The sequence below is a fragment of the Flavobacterium sp. genome, from assembly GCF_043756175.1.
Lineage (GTDB): Bacteria > Bacteroidota > Bacteroidia > Flavobacteriales > Flavobacteriaceae > Flavobacterium.
On record NZ_JAYURN010000133.1, the window covers coordinates 42,976 to 58,151 of the forward strand.

The 15,176-nt window shown below is 30.2% G+C and carries 14 protein-coding genes; 1 reads left to right on the top strand and 13 read right to left on the bottom strand.

Annotated features, from left to right (window positions below; all coding sequences use genetic code 11):
* Window positions 1-4: 4 nt before the first annotated feature.
* The 6 genes from ACH2BP_RS10555 to ACH2BP_RS10580 are packed head-to-tail and all read right to left on the bottom strand — an operon-like array spanning window position 5 to window position 5,662.
* On the bottom strand, window positions 5-592 hold the full coding sequence (locus ACH2BP_RS10555) for a hypothetical protein (RefSeq protein ID WP_395059667.1): 588 nt from the start codon (window positions 590-592) through the stop codon (window positions 5-7).
* Complete coding sequence (gene neuB / locus ACH2BP_RS10560; RefSeq protein WP_395059669.1) at window positions 593-1,633, bottom strand: N-acetylneuraminate synthase; 1,041 nt, start codon at window positions 1,631-1,633, stop codon at window positions 593-595.
* Window positions 1,633-2,277, bottom strand: coding sequence for a hypothetical protein (locus ACH2BP_RS10565; RefSeq protein WP_395059671.1), 645 nt, complete (start codon window positions 2,275-2,277; stop codon window positions 1,633-1,635). Before ACH2BP_RS10565 ends, neuB begins: the two co-directional genes overlap by 1 nt.
* A gap of 14 nt (window positions 2,278-2,291) precedes the next feature.
* Entirely contained in the window at window positions 2,292-2,969 is a 678-nt protein-coding gene (locus ACH2BP_RS10570) for a cytidylyltransferase domain-containing protein (RefSeq protein WP_395059673.1), read from the bottom strand.
* Window positions 2,959-3,864: a glycosyltransferase family 2 protein gene (locus tag ACH2BP_RS10575; RefSeq protein ID WP_395059675.1), complete on the bottom strand. Its 906-nt coding sequence runs from the start codon at window positions 3,862-3,864 to the stop codon at window positions 2,959-2,961. Before ACH2BP_RS10575 ends, ACH2BP_RS10570 begins: the two co-directional genes overlap by 11 nt.
* Before the next feature lies 1 nt (window position 3,865).
* The gene (locus ACH2BP_RS10580; RefSeq protein ID WP_395059677.1) at window positions 3,866-5,662 is read right to left on the bottom strand and encodes an ABC transporter ATP-binding protein; all 1,797 of its coding nucleotides are present in this window, start codon (window positions 5,660-5,662) and stop codon (window positions 3,866-3,868) included.
* 160 nt (window positions 5,663-5,822) lie between these two features.
* Here ACH2BP_RS10580 and ACH2BP_RS10585 point away from each other — a divergent pair, with 160 nt between their 5' ends.
* Window positions 5,823-6,548 (top strand): tyrosine-protein phosphatase, encoded by a 726-nt coding sequence (locus tag ACH2BP_RS10585; protein WP_395059679.1) that lies wholly within the window; start codon window positions 5,823-5,825, stop codon window positions 6,546-6,548.
* 32 nt (window positions 6,549-6,580) lie between these two features.
* Here ACH2BP_RS10585 and ACH2BP_RS10590 read toward each other — a convergent pair whose 3' ends face one another.
* The 7 genes from ACH2BP_RS10590 to ACH2BP_RS10620 form a co-directional block, all read right to left on the bottom strand.
* Window positions 6,581-8,938, bottom strand: coding sequence for a GumC family protein (locus ACH2BP_RS10590; RefSeq protein ID WP_395059681.1), 2,358 nt, complete (start codon window positions 8,936-8,938; stop codon window positions 6,581-6,583).
* 8 nt (window positions 8,939-8,946) lie between these two features.
* Window positions 8,947-9,744 (bottom strand): polysaccharide biosynthesis/export family protein, encoded by a 798-nt coding sequence (locus ACH2BP_RS10595; protein WP_395059683.1) that lies wholly within the window; start codon window positions 9,742-9,744, stop codon window positions 8,947-8,949.
* Between the two features lie 61 nt (window positions 9,745-9,805).
* Window positions 9,806-11,773, bottom strand: coding sequence for an SDR family NAD(P)-dependent oxidoreductase (locus ACH2BP_RS10600; protein ID WP_395059685.1), 1,968 nt, complete (start codon window positions 11,771-11,773; stop codon window positions 9,806-9,808).
* A gap of 105 nt (window positions 11,774-11,878) precedes the next feature.
* On the bottom strand, window positions 11,879-13,015 hold the full coding sequence (locus ACH2BP_RS10605; RefSeq protein WP_395059687.1) for a DegT/DnrJ/EryC1/StrS family aminotransferase: 1,137 nt from the start codon (window positions 13,013-13,015) through the stop codon (window positions 11,879-11,881).
* On the bottom strand, window positions 13,008-13,625 hold the full coding sequence (locus ACH2BP_RS10610; RefSeq protein WP_395059689.1) for an acetyltransferase: 618 nt from the start codon (window positions 13,623-13,625) through the stop codon (window positions 13,008-13,010). Before ACH2BP_RS10610 ends, ACH2BP_RS10605 begins: the two co-directional genes overlap by 8 nt.
* Window positions 13,615-14,217, bottom strand: a complete 603-nt coding sequence (locus tag ACH2BP_RS10615) for a sugar transferase (protein ID WP_395059691.1) — start codon at window positions 14,215-14,217, stop codon at window positions 13,615-13,617. Before ACH2BP_RS10615 ends, ACH2BP_RS10610 begins: the two co-directional genes overlap by 11 nt.
* Window positions 14,210-15,163, bottom strand: a complete 954-nt coding sequence (locus ACH2BP_RS10620) for an NAD-dependent epimerase/dehydratase family protein (protein ID WP_395059693.1) — start codon at window positions 15,161-15,163, stop codon at window positions 14,210-14,212. The genes ACH2BP_RS10615 and ACH2BP_RS10620 overlap by 8 nt, the downstream gene beginning before the upstream one ends.
* Between the last annotated feature and the right edge of the window lie 13 nt (window positions 15,164-15,176).

Consider the following 15,176-nt stretch of genomic DNA (forward strand, 5'->3'; position numbering starts at 1 on the left):
TTATTTAATTTAGCAAACGAAAAACAGTTTCACTCTTTTGAATTACAATCGTATTGTCTTGAACATCATTATGAACCATAACATGTCCTCCCACAACTACATTATCACCTATTTTTAATTCTCCAATTATAGAAGAATTACAATACATGGTTACATTGTCTCCAATAACATTTCCATTTCCTTCGCCATTTTTTTTATGACCAATTGTACAGCCTTGGTGAATTTTAAATCCTTTCCCAATTTTATTTCGACTTCCTATTACTGTTCCTTCTCCATGAATCAGATAAAAACCTTCGGCAATTTCGTTATTAAAATAAATTTCACACGAACACAGTTCTTTTAGTAACCAATGAATTTGAGGTTTCAAATCATCAAGATTATTTTCATGTAATTCTCTTCCCAGTCGGAATAGAAAAACGGCTAATTCATTGCTATTCGTTTCAATTTTGTGTTTTATTTCTTCTTTTGAAAGATCTGGAAAATGATAATTGACATCCCTAACCGTTTTTTGAAAAGCCTTTTGAATCAAAGTCTCCAATATGGGTTTACTTTGATATACTTTGGTTAACATAAAATCAACAAAATTTTCCATTTATGATATATCCTCCCAAGCTAATTGTTCATCATTTTCTATATCTCTGACCGATTTTTTTCCTAAAATAGAATCAAAATTCTCGGCCAAAATCTTCCCAGTCCCTGGTCTTTTTACCCAAATATTTTCTTTGGTAAAAATAGCTCCTTTTATTATTGGTGCGATTGTACAAACAGTTGCAAAAGCAAAATCGATAGTTACTTGTTCCTCATCGGCAGGATTTTTTGTTCCGCCTCTCATTTGTGCCATTTCAGCACTATTTTTTATTAGTTCACGACAAGAATTTTCGTCCATACTACATACGATATCTGGTCCTGTTCGTTGCATGTGGTCTGTAAAATGTCGTTCTAAAATACTAGCTCCTAAGGCGACAGCGCCTAGACAAGCATTGTTATTTAGTGTGTGATCGCTCAATCCGAAAACTTTATCTGGGAAAGCCTGATGCATTTCTGTCATTGCACCAAAACGAACCAAATGAATTGGTGTAGGATACAAATTGGTAGTATGTAAAAGTGCCACAGGAACATTATGATTATCAAAAATAGCAACGGCTTTGGTAATACTCTCTATAGTATTCATCCCTGTACTTAAAATAACAGGTTTGCCAAAAGAAGCGATGTGTTCTAATAATGGGTAATTATTACATTCTCCCGAACCTATTTTATAAGCTGGAATATCAAATTTCTTAAGTCTTTCTGCAGCGGCACGAGAAAATGGTGTCGAAATAAAAATCATGCCTTTGTTTTCTACATAATTTTTTAGTTCTAACTCATCGTCTTCATTTAGAGCACAACGTTCCATAATTTCATAGATTGAAACATTTGCATTACCAGGAATTACCTTCTTGGCCGCACTAGTCATTTCATCAGCCACAATATGGGTTTGGTGTTTTACGACTTCAACACCCGCGCGTTTAGCAGCGTCAACCATTTCTTTGGCAACTTGTAGTGAACCTTCATGATTAATACCGATTTCGGCAATGACCAAAGGCTGGAAATCTTGCCCTATTTTTCTTCCTGCTATTTCTATATATGGATTCATTATTTTTTTATTAATCTTATCTTTCTTATTATAAATGTTTTTGATTTTTCTTTAAACCAAAGAAATTTCATTTTTAAAGTTGGGTTAACAAAAATTAATTGCCCACCACCAACATAGTGAGTTGGCTTGCAGTCTCCAGCAGCATATTCCTTATTTTTATTCAATGAAATCACATTAACATACAAACTCTTCGGGAAAATCTCCAAAACTGCTTTTGTTTGTCCGCTTCGATCTCCTTCAATAAATATTATAGTGTTCTCATAACAATATTTAACTATTTCCTTTAATGTTTCGTCTAACCCATCAATAATAATAAAATCGAATTTTTGATTTTCAATGTCTTTCAGTTCTGAAAATAATTCGATTTTTTCATAATCTTCAACATATGTTTTTAAGGCATTTAAACAAAACTCGTTTTTTTCTGTTCCAACATATTTAATAGCGATATTTTTACTATTCGCATATTTAAAAACGGTGTCTGAAATTGAACCAATGCCTAGTCCTAATTCTAAAACATTATTTATTTTAAACTTTTTGATTAACTTTAAAATTGTTTCAAGTGCGAACTCACTCGCTATATATTCACTTCCTTCTAAACTACAAAATCTCTTATAGTTATTTAATGCGATGTTATTTATACTCATGTTTTATTTAAAGTTTATTTTCTATTAATCTCCATAAGGTTTTTTAAAAAAACCGCATGATTAAAATCTTCTTCTGTATCTATATCTACAGTTGCAAAAGGGTGATTTATTTGGAATGGAAAGACATTTTCTGAAATAATAATATTTTCTAGAATTAGTTTTCCTTTGCTAATATACAACAAGCCATTTTCGAAATATAGTGGATCTAAATCTTGACTGCGTTGCCCTATTTCGTAATTGAAAGGAATAAACTTGTCGTTAACAATTTTTCCAAATTTCTGATGGTTTCGGGTAACCGTAAATAAACTATCACAATTATTATTTTGAAAAATACCGAAAGCTTCTTTTAATAAACTCACAGGTCTTAATGGGTTTGTAGCTTGCAATAAAACTACGTTTTCTACGGTTTCGATAGTTGAGAGAACATGCTTTAATGCTGAAACAGTTGGTTCGAAGTCACCAGATAATTCAGCGGGTCTGTCTATAACTTTGGCACCAAATTGCATGGCAATTTCTTTAATTTTTTTGTTATCGGTAGAAACGTAAATCTCGCTTATAATGTCTGAATTGGCTTTTGCAAATAAAATACTATGTGCTATAAGTGGTATCCCATCAAGCAATTTGATGTTTTTTTCTGGCAGTCTTTTAGAACCGCCTCTAGCTGGTATTATGGCAATAGTTTTATTTTTCATCTTCAGGTTTCCAATACAGTTTTGTGTATTGAAGTTTACTGTATAAATTATATTCTTCTATAGTTAATCTGTTACTATTTTTAATAATTCGAGGGAAATTTATGACTAAATCTATTAATGCCAAAACAATTGCTTTTAATGCTTTGAAATCTCCTTTGAAGACTTTTAGTTTTACTTGTATATAAAGTGAATATAACATTTTTCTTGGAATAGTTGATAAAGGCATAAATAAGAAAAATAAAAACCAGCCTGCTCGAAGTGATCTACGAAGTCGTTGCACGTAATCATTGTCTTTTTTCCTTGCTTTTATGTCAACTCTATGGTGTGTTAAGATTTCAGGAACATAATGAATCTCTATATATTTTTTAAACAAATGATACGATGCAAAATCTTCTTCTCCATAAAACACAAACCAATCTGGATATTCTGGAATAGATTTCCAAGCGGACATACGCCATACATGAGCACCACCAGCAAAACTTTGCACTCTTATCGCTTTTTGATTTGAATGGGTAGAAGTTGGAGTTAATTTACTCCAAAATATCCTAAAACTAATTAGTCCACAATTAGGGTTTTCATTAAAATAGTCATCAATGATTTCTAAAGGGTTTTCAGTAATAAAATGCAAGTCGTCATCTAAAGAAATCGCAAATTCTGAATTAACTAAACTTAATAATTTATTTCTACTATAAATTAATCCTTTGCTTTGAGTGTTTCTTATTAATTGAATTTTAGGGTAATATTCTTCTAGATATTGAAATGTATTATCTGAAGAACCATCATCACAAATAATACATGCAACATCGTCCCTATTCAATAAAGCAGATAACTTCTCGAGTGTAACCTTGAGGTCATCAATCCTATTTTTTGTTGTTATGAGAATGGAAAACTTCATATTATAATTCTTGTAAATTAACCATTTTTTCAAATGATTTTGATTTTTCCATTAATTCCGTAAAACTTCCTGATGATTCAATAACACCATTTTTAAGCACCAAAATTGTATCTGCATTTTTGATGGTTGACAATCGATGTGCAATAATTAAGATAGTAACAGAGCCTTTTATATTATCTATACTTTCTTGAATTAGTTTTTCGGTTTCGGAATCTAGAGATGATGTTGCTTCATCTAAAATTAAAATCTCATTTTGCTTATATAATTCTCTGGCAATAGACAATCTTTGGCGTTGTCCTCCAGACATCATAACCCCATTATCTCCTAAAACTGTATCTTCTTTTAATTCAGAATTATTTAGAAAAACAGATAAATCTACTTTTTGAATAACTTCTAAAAAGCGTTTATTATTTTCTTGTGTTTTTTCGGCCCAAAAAGTTATATTATTAAATAATGTGTCATTAAAAACAACAGTTTCTTGGGAAATAAATCCTATTCTATTTCTATAAGAGTTTCTATTATATTGGTTTAATTCATTATCATCAATCATGATTTCTCCGTTTACTGGCTCTAACAAACCAGCTATTATATTAACCAACGTTGTCTTTCCAGAACCGCTTTTACCCACTATCGCCGTAGTTGTATTTTTCTTTATTGAATAACTTAAATTGGTAATAATTGGGCTTTTTTCAGAATAATGAAACGATATGTTTTTCAAATCGATAGTATTATTTATTTTTTCGAAATTTAGTCCGTTTATATTTTCATTTTCATTTGTAAGAGAGACTTGAAATTCTTCCAGATTTTTTATAGATCCCACATATTTTAGAAAACCATTCCAGCTTAATTGAACATTCATAAAACTGTTAAACGCTCTGTAAAAAAACAACAAACTCAAAAGTATCGTGCTTAACTGTCCTTTTAACCAATTTACTTGAATAAATATGGCAGAAATTAAAAAAAATATTATTACGGGTTCACGTATAGATAAAATTAGTCCGCTTATCAAACCTAATTTTTTTTGATCTTCTTCAATTTCATTTATTTTTGTTGTCAGCTTGTCAATATATATTGGCATAGTAGCCGTTGCTTTTAAATATTTAAAATTAGTCACTTGTTGCATTACCAGACTTGAAAAATTATTGTTTTTACTTGTAATCGAATAAGATAAACTTTCAGAGTTTATGTAAAATTTTTTCAAAATCAAGTTTGAAAATATCCCGCCAAATATCACAATCAAAGTGAATTTTGCATTTGCAATCAATGAAAGTGTCATGTAAACCACAACAAAAATAATATTTTGAAAAACGGAAAAATATTGAGAGTAAGCACTTATAACATTCGACACTTCTTGAGTAAGAATATTTTGTATGGTTCCTAAATCCGTTTTTACAAATTTTGAGTATTTCAAATTTGCAATTAAATACAATAAATTAAATCTTATTTTTTTTATGAAAAACGAAGTAAGCAAAACCCTAAAATAAACATCTAAGTATCTAAAAACACCTTTAACAAAGAAAAAAACAAGCATTAATAACAAAATATTATTAACAGTAACTTCCATACCAATATATCCAAATAGGGATTGAAAATTAAAACCCTCACCTGCAATTTTTGTTTGTGAACTATTTGAAGCCACATCAAACAAAGGAATAAACATTGATAAACTAATAGCGTCTAGTAAACTAACAAAAAAACTAAATATAATTATCCATAAAATTTTTGTTTTTAAATATCTGTAAAAAAAGAACAAATATTTAAAATTAGCCTTTATAATTTCTATCAATTTATTATTCATTAATTTTTTATTTTTACAAATTTAAGTAAAGAAACATATTTTTTATGAGTTCTAAATTGTATATTTAATGAAATTTAAATTTAAATTATGTTAGGCAATGTATTTCTGGAAACTTACTAATATTTAATATCTTTGTAGTCCAAATTAAAACCTACCTATAATGTTATTTTTTAATAAACACAAAGTCACACTCAAGGACTTAATCCCTGATGGCCACATTGATATTCATTCGCACTTGTTGCCCGGAATTGATGATGGTGCACAAACTATTGATGATACTCAGTTTTTACTTGATAGTTTAAAAAATATGGGGATGTCTAATTTTATAACCACTCCACATATTTTTAATGGTTTTTGGGATAATTCTAAGGATAAAATACAGGCTCTTGAATTAGAAACAAATTTAAATTTAAATAATAATGTCCCATTTAAGGCTGCAGCCGAATACTTAATGGACGATCATTTTGTTTCTTTATTTCAAAAAAAAGAAATCCTTACACTTAAAGATAATTATGTTTTAGTTGAAATGTCTTATTTAAACCCACCTATTCAACTTTTTGATATTATTTTCGACTTACAAGTTGCAGGATACAAACCTGTCTTGGCACATCCTGAAAGATATACTTTTTATCATAATAATTTTGACCAATACTTAAAATTAAAAAACGCAGGTTGTTTATTTCAGATTAACTTACCTTCTACCGTTGGATACTATGGAGCAGCCGTAGCTCAAACTGCCGAAAAATTATTAAAAAAAGGACTCATAGATTTTGTAGGATCTGATGTACATCATAAAAAACATATAGAATCTTTTAGTAATAAAATATTGATAAAAGATTTGCAACCTCTTAAAGAGGCAATTGCAAACAATCAGTTTTTTAAATAAAAAAAGCAATTGCCTCTTTTTTATTTAAATTATTATCCGAAAAATGAAAAATTAAATATTTTTTTGTACCAAGGTTGTTTTGCTTTTTCTTGGTAATAACCGTAACCATATCCTGCTACATTATCGGTATCGTTTAGTAAGACACACATATTTGGTAATTTATTTTCTTTGTATAATAATTCTGGGATTCTTAGCGATGCTTTTTCTAAATAATTAGCTCGAACTACATATATAAACGCATCGGCATTTTTAGATATTAGTAAAGTATCTGTAACCAAACTTACTGGAGCAGTATCTACTACTATGTAATCATATTCAGATTTTAATTGTTCGAACATAGCTTCAACCTTTTTACTCATTAGTAATTCTGCTGGATTAGGTGGGATTGCTCCTGCTGGTAGAATGTCGAAATTTTCGTAACCCTTCTGATTTACTATAAAATCTTTGATATCTGAATCTTTTGTTGATAAAAAATTTGTAAGACCTCTTGCTGGCAATTTTACGTATTCATCTAGTTTAGGATTTCTAATATCCATACCTATTAGCAATACCTTCTTTCCTGAAATAGCTATTGTTGCCGCAAGATTAATGGTTATAAATGTTTTCCCCTCTTTTGGTAAAGTAGAAGTTAGGAATATGGTTTTTGCTTTATCATTTGTTTCGATATTGCTTAAAACAAATTCTAAATTAGTTCTAACAATACGTATAGCTTCTGCCGAACTTGTTCTACTACCTGACTGCATGATTTCGTTATTATCATCCGAATGCGGCACATCACCTATAAATGGAATTGTAAGCTTAGCATCTAAATCATGACGGTTTTTTACTTTAGTATCTAATAAATCTAATAAATAGATTATTGAAAAAGGAATAAGCAATCCAATTATTAACGAAACTAAAAAAATCAGGCTTCCTTTGGGTGATATAGGAATATCTGAGGAATAAGCATAATCTACAACTTTAGATATGGGTGCTGTCGCTGCTAGTGTAATGGCTGTTTCTTCTCTCTTTTTAAACAAATACAAGTATAATTCTTCCTTAATTTGCTGTTGTCTAAAAATTCCTCTAAATTCTCTTTCTTGTCTGGGAATTTGAGAAATTCTGCCACCAACAATGTTTCCTTGATTAATAATTGCATTATTTTTTATTATTAAGGAAGATTTTAGTTTATTTAAACTTTCAGAAATACTGGATTTTAAAAAATTTATTTTATCATTAACTCTAATAACGATTGGATTTTCTAACGTAGAACTTTTAAGGACTCTATTTCTCTCTATTACCAAATTATTATATTCGGCAATTAGAGTCGATGAATTATTATCTTCAGGAACAATATTGGCAGGTATGATATCGTCATTATTGTTTTTCCTCATAAAATCAATCATGATTCCAACAACTTTAAGCTGCGTTCCTACAATAATTTCCTCTTTGTTTGATTCACTAGAATTTTTAAGATACAATTCGGCTTCAGCGGGAAGATCTGTAATATTATTTTTGTTTTTATATTTTTCTACATCTTTTTCTACGCCATCTAACTCATTTGTGATAATTGCTAGTCTGTCGTTTATAAATTGGGCTGTTTTTTCAGATATTAAGTTTTTATCAATTATAGCATCGTTGTTATAAATAACTACTAGTTTATCTAAGAAATCTTCAGATTTCTCTTTAACTGGATCGGTAAATGAAATTTCTAGTACATTTGTAAATTTAGTAATTGTTGCTACTTGAAATTTGCTTTTAAATTTATTAGTAGCATTTTTTAAAGATTCTAATTTTACACTAATTTTGTAATTTATATCTTTTGCATTCTCGTGATTTATATTTACCACATAATCACCTAATTCTTTTGATGAGATTACTTGTCCAAAATTAAAATCTCCTATGCGGCTATTGTTTGCATTAAATAATTCGAATTTTTTAGAGGATAAAATTTTGATACTTAATGTGGTATCTTTTTCGAAGAATTTTTCAGTTTTCTCTTTAAAGTCAACATCAATAGGATTTTCTTTATATGATTCAGAAGACTTAATTCGTCCTTCTAAAACATAGGAGACATTAAATTTCCCTTCCTTTATTGTTTTTGCAATAAGAGATCTCGATTTTAAAACCTCCATTTCGTCATCAATATCTTTTTTGGGTCCAGAGAACAATCCTAAATCTTCAAAAGCAGCAAGTTCTGAAGCCATTCCTCCTGATTCATCTCTCTTTATTAATAAAGTGGTTTGAGATTTGTATTCTGGAATAGAATATCGTAAGTATAATTTAGCTAGAAATAAAAATAAAAAAACACTTAACAAAAACCATTTCCATTGTCGTAAGTACTTAAAAATTTGTTCTTTTATTCCTAAAGAATTGTCTCCTTCTGAATCGGTTATTGAATTATTTAACATTATAAATCTTAATTTTTATTTATTATAAATATTGACAAAACTACTGAAGATATTAATGAGGCAATAGCAATCCAAATTGGACCATTCTGAGTAAATCCTGTTGAAGTTCTAGATTTTGCCTTATTAGGTTCTACATAAAGCAAATCATTTTGGGATAAGTAATAATAAGGTGAGTTTATAAAATCAGCTTTGGTAATATCTATCCTGTTAAATGTTTTTTTGTTGTTTACTTCCCTAACCAAGACGATATTGTCTCTTTTTCCGTAAATGGTTAAATCCCCTGCTAAACTTAAGGCTTCTGGCAAGGTAATACGTTCGCTAGCAATAGTAAAACTTCCTGGCTTTACCACTTCTCCTTGTACGGTAACTTTGAAATTCACAATACGCATATTTACAATAGCGTCATTTATATATTTTTTAAGTTTATTTTTAATAACATCAATAACTTCCGATTTGGTTTGTCCTCCTGTTTTTATTTCTCCCAAAACAGGAAATTGAATAAGTCCATTAGCATCTACCAAGTACAATTGTTGCTGCCTTTGCGCTTGTACTGTTTGTCCGATAGCTGTAGGCACCGAAATAGTTTCAAGATTAAATGGTGATGCTGCTTCAGGATCTGGCGTAGAAACTACAATCATCAACAAATCATCGGGTTGGATTTTAGATTCAAAATTATTTATGCTTGCTTGAGTTTCAAACTGATTGATGTTTTGATAATAAGCTATTTGTTTTTTATCAGCACAAGCCGTTATTAATAATAAGTTTAGTCCTAATAAAAAATAAAGTATTAATTTTCTGTTTTTCATTTTTTTAATTTTCTGTTTAAACCACTTTCTTTGTTAGAAGTGTTTAAACACTGATTCTTTTTTAATTATCTAGAATTTCAAAAGTTGAATTCATACTTTTAAATTCTGGAATCAACATTTTCATTTTTGCAACTATCAAGTTATTATTATATTCATTTGAGGCATTCAGAATTTCTAAAATTGCCTTTTCTACCTCATCATAAACATCTATTTCTTCTTGTGCTACCATTATTTTTTCGTGGTGTGTTGGTAATGTTTTCGAATTATCATTCAGTAATTCTTCATATAGCTTTTCGCCTGGTCGCAATCCTACAATTTTTATTTTTATATCCTTATTTGGAACAAAACCAGCCAAACGAATCATTTTTGTAGCTAAATCATATATTTTTACTGGTTTACCCATGTCGAAAATATAAATCTCTCCACCTTTCCCCATAGCACCTGCCTCAAGAACCAACTGGCAAGCTTCTGGAATTGTCATAAAATAACGAATAATATCCTGATGAGTTATGGTTATTGGACCTCCTTCGGCAATTTGTTTAGAAAAAAGTGGTACTACAGACCCATTAGACCCTAATACATTCCCAAAACGGGTAGTTATAAATTTTGTTGTGTAGTAATCATTATTTTTTTTATCAAAGTATAAAGATTGCACATATTTTTCAGCAATTCGTTTACTAGCCCCCATGACATTGCTTGGATTTACTGCCTTATCGGTAGAAACCATTACAAATTTCTCTACATTATATTTTATTGATAAATCGGCTAGATTTTTTGTCCCCATCACATTTACAAATATCGCTTGAGAAGGATTCTCTTCCATAAGTGGTACGTGTTTATACGCTGCTGCGTGATATACAAGACTTGGTTTAAACTGTTCGAATATTCTTTCCAATCCAACTAAATCTCTTACATCTGCAATTATAGATACTAATCGAGTTTTTAATTTTAGCTTTTGAATCTCTAATGTTAATTCGTGTAATGGTGTTTCTGCTTGATCTAAAGCAATTAAAATCTCTGGATTAAAATCGATAATTTGCCTTACAATCTCACTACCTATTGAACCTGCTGCTCCAGTAATTAAAACTACTTTCCCTTTTATTTGAGAAGAAATTAATTTGTTATCTAAAACTATGGGTTTTCTTTCTAGTAAATCTTCAATTTGAAAACTCTTTATTTTTTTTGATATTTCTTTCTGATTTTCCCAATCTGAAATAAGTGGTACAGTATATACTTTTAGATTAAACTCTAAACATTCATCGACAATTGCGATTTGTTCTTCCTTTGTAAGTCCCTTGTCGGCAATGATTAGTGCTTCAGCATTCATAGAACGCATCAGAACCGAAATTTTCTTTTTCTTATTTAAAATAGGTAAATCAAGGATTCTTTTTGAGGAGTTTGAATTGTGTTTATCTATAAATCCCAACAACTTAAATCGATTTGGAATTTCGGAAATTAACGCATTAGAAACTGAAATAGCATTTGCATCGGATCCGTAAACAATTGCTCTAACTAATTTTTCGCTTTGAATCCCTTTTAGATAAGCTTCAAAAAATTGTTTAACCAATACTCTGTATAAAAACAACAAGCAAAAAGACACTATGATATTAATAACAAGTGCTGTAGTAAGAAATAAATTATATTTGAAATAAAGGAAAAAAACAAAATTAAAAATAACTAAAACAATAAAGGTAGAAACTTGCGAAAAAACAATTTTTATAGCATCTATAAATGAAGAGTGTCTAATAATTCCTGAATAGGTTTTAAACCACCAGAAAAAGAAAATATTTGTCACAAAAAACAAAAGAATTTTATAACCCTCATGATGAGATTTATAATATTGTAAGCCAATTCCTTTAAACAAATAATAGGTTAACACTCCCGATATTAAAATCGTAAAGACATCAATAGATAGTATAATCCACCTAGGCAAATAGCCAAGGTTTTTAATACTAAAACTTGATTTTGAGCTATACCGAAGAATCTGTTTCAATACAGATTTTATTTTTTCTTTTTCTTCTATTTCCAAAGTAGTTTTACTTTAAAACACATTATATTTATTTTTTTTAAGACAAAACATCCCTTAAACCTAGTTTATTTCGAGTTTTTATCTTTCAAAAAGCGTTGCAAAATACTAAAAAAATAGTTGGATTTGGGCAATTATTCTCTTTTTTTCTTCTTCTGTTAGATTTGAACCAGAAGGTAAACACAATCCATTTTCAAATAATTCTTCCGAAACTTTATTTCCGTAGTATGGGAAGGATTCAAAAATAGGTTGCAAATGCATTGGCTTCCACAAAGGTCGACTTTCAATATTGGCTTTTTCCAGCACCAGTCGAAAGTCTTCTCTGGTTTTACCGTTTGTTTTTTCAGGATTTATTATTATGGCGCTTAACCAATGGTTAGAAAAGTAATCGGAATTGGGTTCAGAAAAAACTGTAACACCGGCAATAGTTGAAAAAGTATCAACATACAGCTGATGCATTCCTCGTCTAAAACCTACATGTTTGTCTAAAACTTGCATTTGTCCTCGGCCAATTCCTGCGCAAATATTACTCATACGATAATTATAACCCACCTCACTATGCTGATAATGCGGTGCATTGTCACGTGCTTGCGTGGCTAAAAAAAGAGCCCGCTCTTTTATTTTTTCATTTTTAGCGACTAACGCACCACCGCCTGAAGTGGTTATAATTTTATTCCCATTGAAAGACAAAGCGCTTATTTCACCAAAAGTCCCACATTTTTGCCCTTTATATTCACTCCCTAATGCTTCTGCACTGTCTTCAAGTATTGGAATATCATATTTATTTGATAGGATTTGAATTTCATCAACTTTATATGGCATTCCGTAAAGATGAACTGCTATGATTGCTTTTGGTTTTTTACCTTTTGCCACTCTATCAACAATAGCTTCTTCAAGGGCTATGGGACACATATTCCATGTATCCAATTCGCTATCTATAAAAACTGGAGTGGCTCCTAAATACATTATAGGATTTGCCGATGCTGAAAATGTCATACTCTGACAAATAACTTCGTCCCTAGCCTTAACCCCTAATAAAATCAAGCCTAAATGCAAAGCTCCTGTTCCTGAGCTTAACGCAACCACATGAGAATTTTGATCTATGTATTGCTCTAAATCTTGTTCGAAACCAGTTACGTTTGGACCTAATGGCGCAACCCAATTTGTATTGAAGGCTTCGTTTACAAAATTTTGTTCATTTCCTCCCATATGAGGTGAAGATAGCCATATTTTTGAATTATTCATTTCCGTTTACTTTTATTATTCTACCTGGATTACCAACTATTACTGAGAAATCTGGCACATCATTTATAATAACCGAACCTGCCCCAACGGTAACCCATTTACCAATTTTTATCCCTTGTATTACCGTCGCACCTATTCCTATTTGTGAACCTTCTCCTACAAAAACACCTCCTGCTAATGAAGCGTTTGGAGATATGTGCGCAAAATCCGCAACAACACAATCATGCTCTACAACCGCACCTGTATTCACAATACAATGACTACCTATTTTTGCATCTGGATTAATTATCGCACCGGCCATCACCACCGTTCCTTTACCAATAATAACATCATTTGAAACAATGGCTTTTGGATGAATCGCAGTTACAAAGTTAGCAGTTAATTTACTCGCTAATTTTTTTCTTACTTTGTTATTCCCAATAGACAAAATCATATTTTGAGTATTTGAAAAATGAAACTCACTCGAATTTAAAATAATTAATCCAAGAATGAAATTTATTTTTGGTGCATCGTCAATTATAGCATCTATAACTTGATTGTTAGATTGCAAAATATCAATAATAACTTTACAATGTCCGCTTGCTCCGTATAAAACTATATTATTCTCCATTGAACGGTTCTATTGTTGCTGCATTTGCTGCATTTATGCCTTCTTTTTTTATTACTTTTAGTAACGTTTTAGATAATATTTTTACATCTACTAAAAAAGAACAATGATCTACATACCAAACATCTAATTCGAATTTTTTGTCCCAAGATATAGCGTTGCGACCATTTACTTGTGCCCAACCTGTTATTCCAGGTTTTACTTCGTGACGTCTGTTTTGAAAATCATTATACAAATGTAAATAATTAGTCAACAAAGGCCTTGGCCCTATCAAACTCATATCTCCTTTTAATACATTTAATAATTGTGGTATTTCATCTAATGATGTTTTGCGTACAAAAGTTCCAATTTTTGTTAATCTTTCTGCGTCTGAAAGTAACTTACCATTACTATCCTTCGCATCGGTCATTGTTTTAAATTTTATAATTTTAAATATTTTCCCGTCTTTACCTGGCCTTTCTTGAATAAAAAAAACTTTTCCTTTATTTGCTATCTTTAACAAGAAATATATAATTAAAAAAAACGGCAGAAAAACCAGCAATCCTAAGAGAGCAGATATAAAGTCGAATAGTGGTTTAACAATAGTTTTATACATTCTTATTATTTTGTTTTTTATAATTTTCAACCAGCCTTACAATTCCTGTTTCTACACTTTCAATTGGCTTATAACCGAGTTCTTTTTCTATTTTAGAAGTAACATAAACTGTTCTATTACTTAGTGCATTTACTCTTGCAACTGTAAGCGGATTTTTAGGTATAAAAGAGGTTACTTTTGCTATTACCATTATTATGACAATTGGTATTCTTATCTTAGGTCCTGACTTACCGAGCGTTTTAGCTATATTGCTTATAAAAATCTCAATTGTTGTCCAGCTAGAAACGATATAAATTTGATTTTTTGCATTTAGCTGAGTTCCTGATAAATAAATTGCTTCAATAACATTTTCGACTGGGACATAGTTTGCCGAAGCTCCTTTAGATCCTACAAAAACATAAAAGCCTTTTTCGATAGTTTTTATTAATTGAAAAAGTGATTCGTTTCTCATTTCTGAACCAAAAACATTGGAAGGTCTTACAAGTGTATAAGTAAAGTTGCTGTTTTCACTAGCTTCAAGTACTAACAAATCTGATTCCAGTTTTGTTTTTTCATATTTATTTATTGGATCATAATGTTGTTCTTCCTTAACATTCCCAGAATAGATTGGACCATAAACCCCCACACTACTTAACTGAACCCAATGCTTTATATTTCCAGAAGCAGCTTTAATTAAGTTTTTTGTCCCTTTAACATTGATTAATTTCATTTTAGATTCATCACGAATTTCTGCCGCACAATGATACAACACATCAATATCTTTTAAAAAATTTTGTAATGAATTCGCATCTGACAAATCACCATAATGTAACTTTACTTTATCATAAAACTCAATATTTGATTTTTCCTTTCTAGATAAAATAATTACTTCATCACCTAAATCAAGGTGTTTTTGAACTAATAATTTACCTATAAATCCTGTGGCTCCTGTAATGGCTACTTTCATATTATACTATTTT

Excerpts from the sequence above, each read along its gene's own strand:
- ACH2BP_RS10555 (WP_395059667.1), bottom strand. The coding sequence starts at position 592 with ATGGAAAATTTTGTTGATTTTATGTTAACCAAAGTATATCAAAGTAAA.
- neuB (WP_395059669.1), bottom strand. The coding sequence starts at position 1,633 with ATGAATCCATATATAGAAATAGCAGGAAGAAAAATAGGGCAAGATTTC.
- ACH2BP_RS10565 (WP_395059671.1), bottom strand. The coding sequence starts at position 2,277 with ATGAGTATAAATAACATCGCATTAAATAACTATAAGAGATTTTGTAGT.
- ACH2BP_RS10570 (WP_395059673.1), bottom strand. The coding sequence starts at position 2,969 with ATGAAAAATAAAACTATTGCCATAATACCAGCTAGAGGCGGTTCTAAA.
- ACH2BP_RS10575 (WP_395059675.1), bottom strand. The coding sequence starts at position 3,864 with ATGAAGTTTTCCATTCTCATAACAACAAAAAATAGGATTGATGACCTC.
- ACH2BP_RS10580 (WP_395059677.1), bottom strand. The coding sequence starts at position 5,662 with ATGAATAATAAATTGATAGAAATTATAAAGGCTAATTTTAAATATTTG.
- ACH2BP_RS10585 (WP_395059679.1), top strand. The coding sequence starts at position 5,823 with ATGTTATTTTTTAATAAACACAAAGTCACACTCAAGGACTTAATCCCT.
- ACH2BP_RS10590 (WP_395059681.1), bottom strand. The coding sequence starts at position 8,938 with ATGTTAAATAATTCAATAACCGATTCAGAAGGAGACAATTCTTTAGGA.
- ACH2BP_RS10595 (WP_395059683.1), bottom strand. The coding sequence starts at position 9,744 with ATGAAAAACAGAAAATTAATACTTTATTTTTTATTAGGACTAAACTTA.
- ACH2BP_RS10605 (WP_395059687.1), bottom strand. The coding sequence starts at position 13,015 with ATGAATAATTCAAAAATATGGCTATCTTCACCTCATATGGGAGGAAAT.
- ACH2BP_RS10610 (WP_395059689.1), bottom strand. The coding sequence starts at position 13,625 with ATGGAGAATAATATAGTTTTATACGGAGCAAGCGGACATTGTAAAGTT.
- ACH2BP_RS10615 (WP_395059691.1), bottom strand. The coding sequence starts at position 14,217 with ATGTATAAAACTATTGTTAAACCACTATTCGACTTTATATCTGCTCTC.
- ACH2BP_RS10620 (WP_395059693.1), bottom strand. The coding sequence starts at position 15,163 with ATGAAAGTAGCCATTACAGGAGCCACAGGATTTATAGGTAAATTATTA.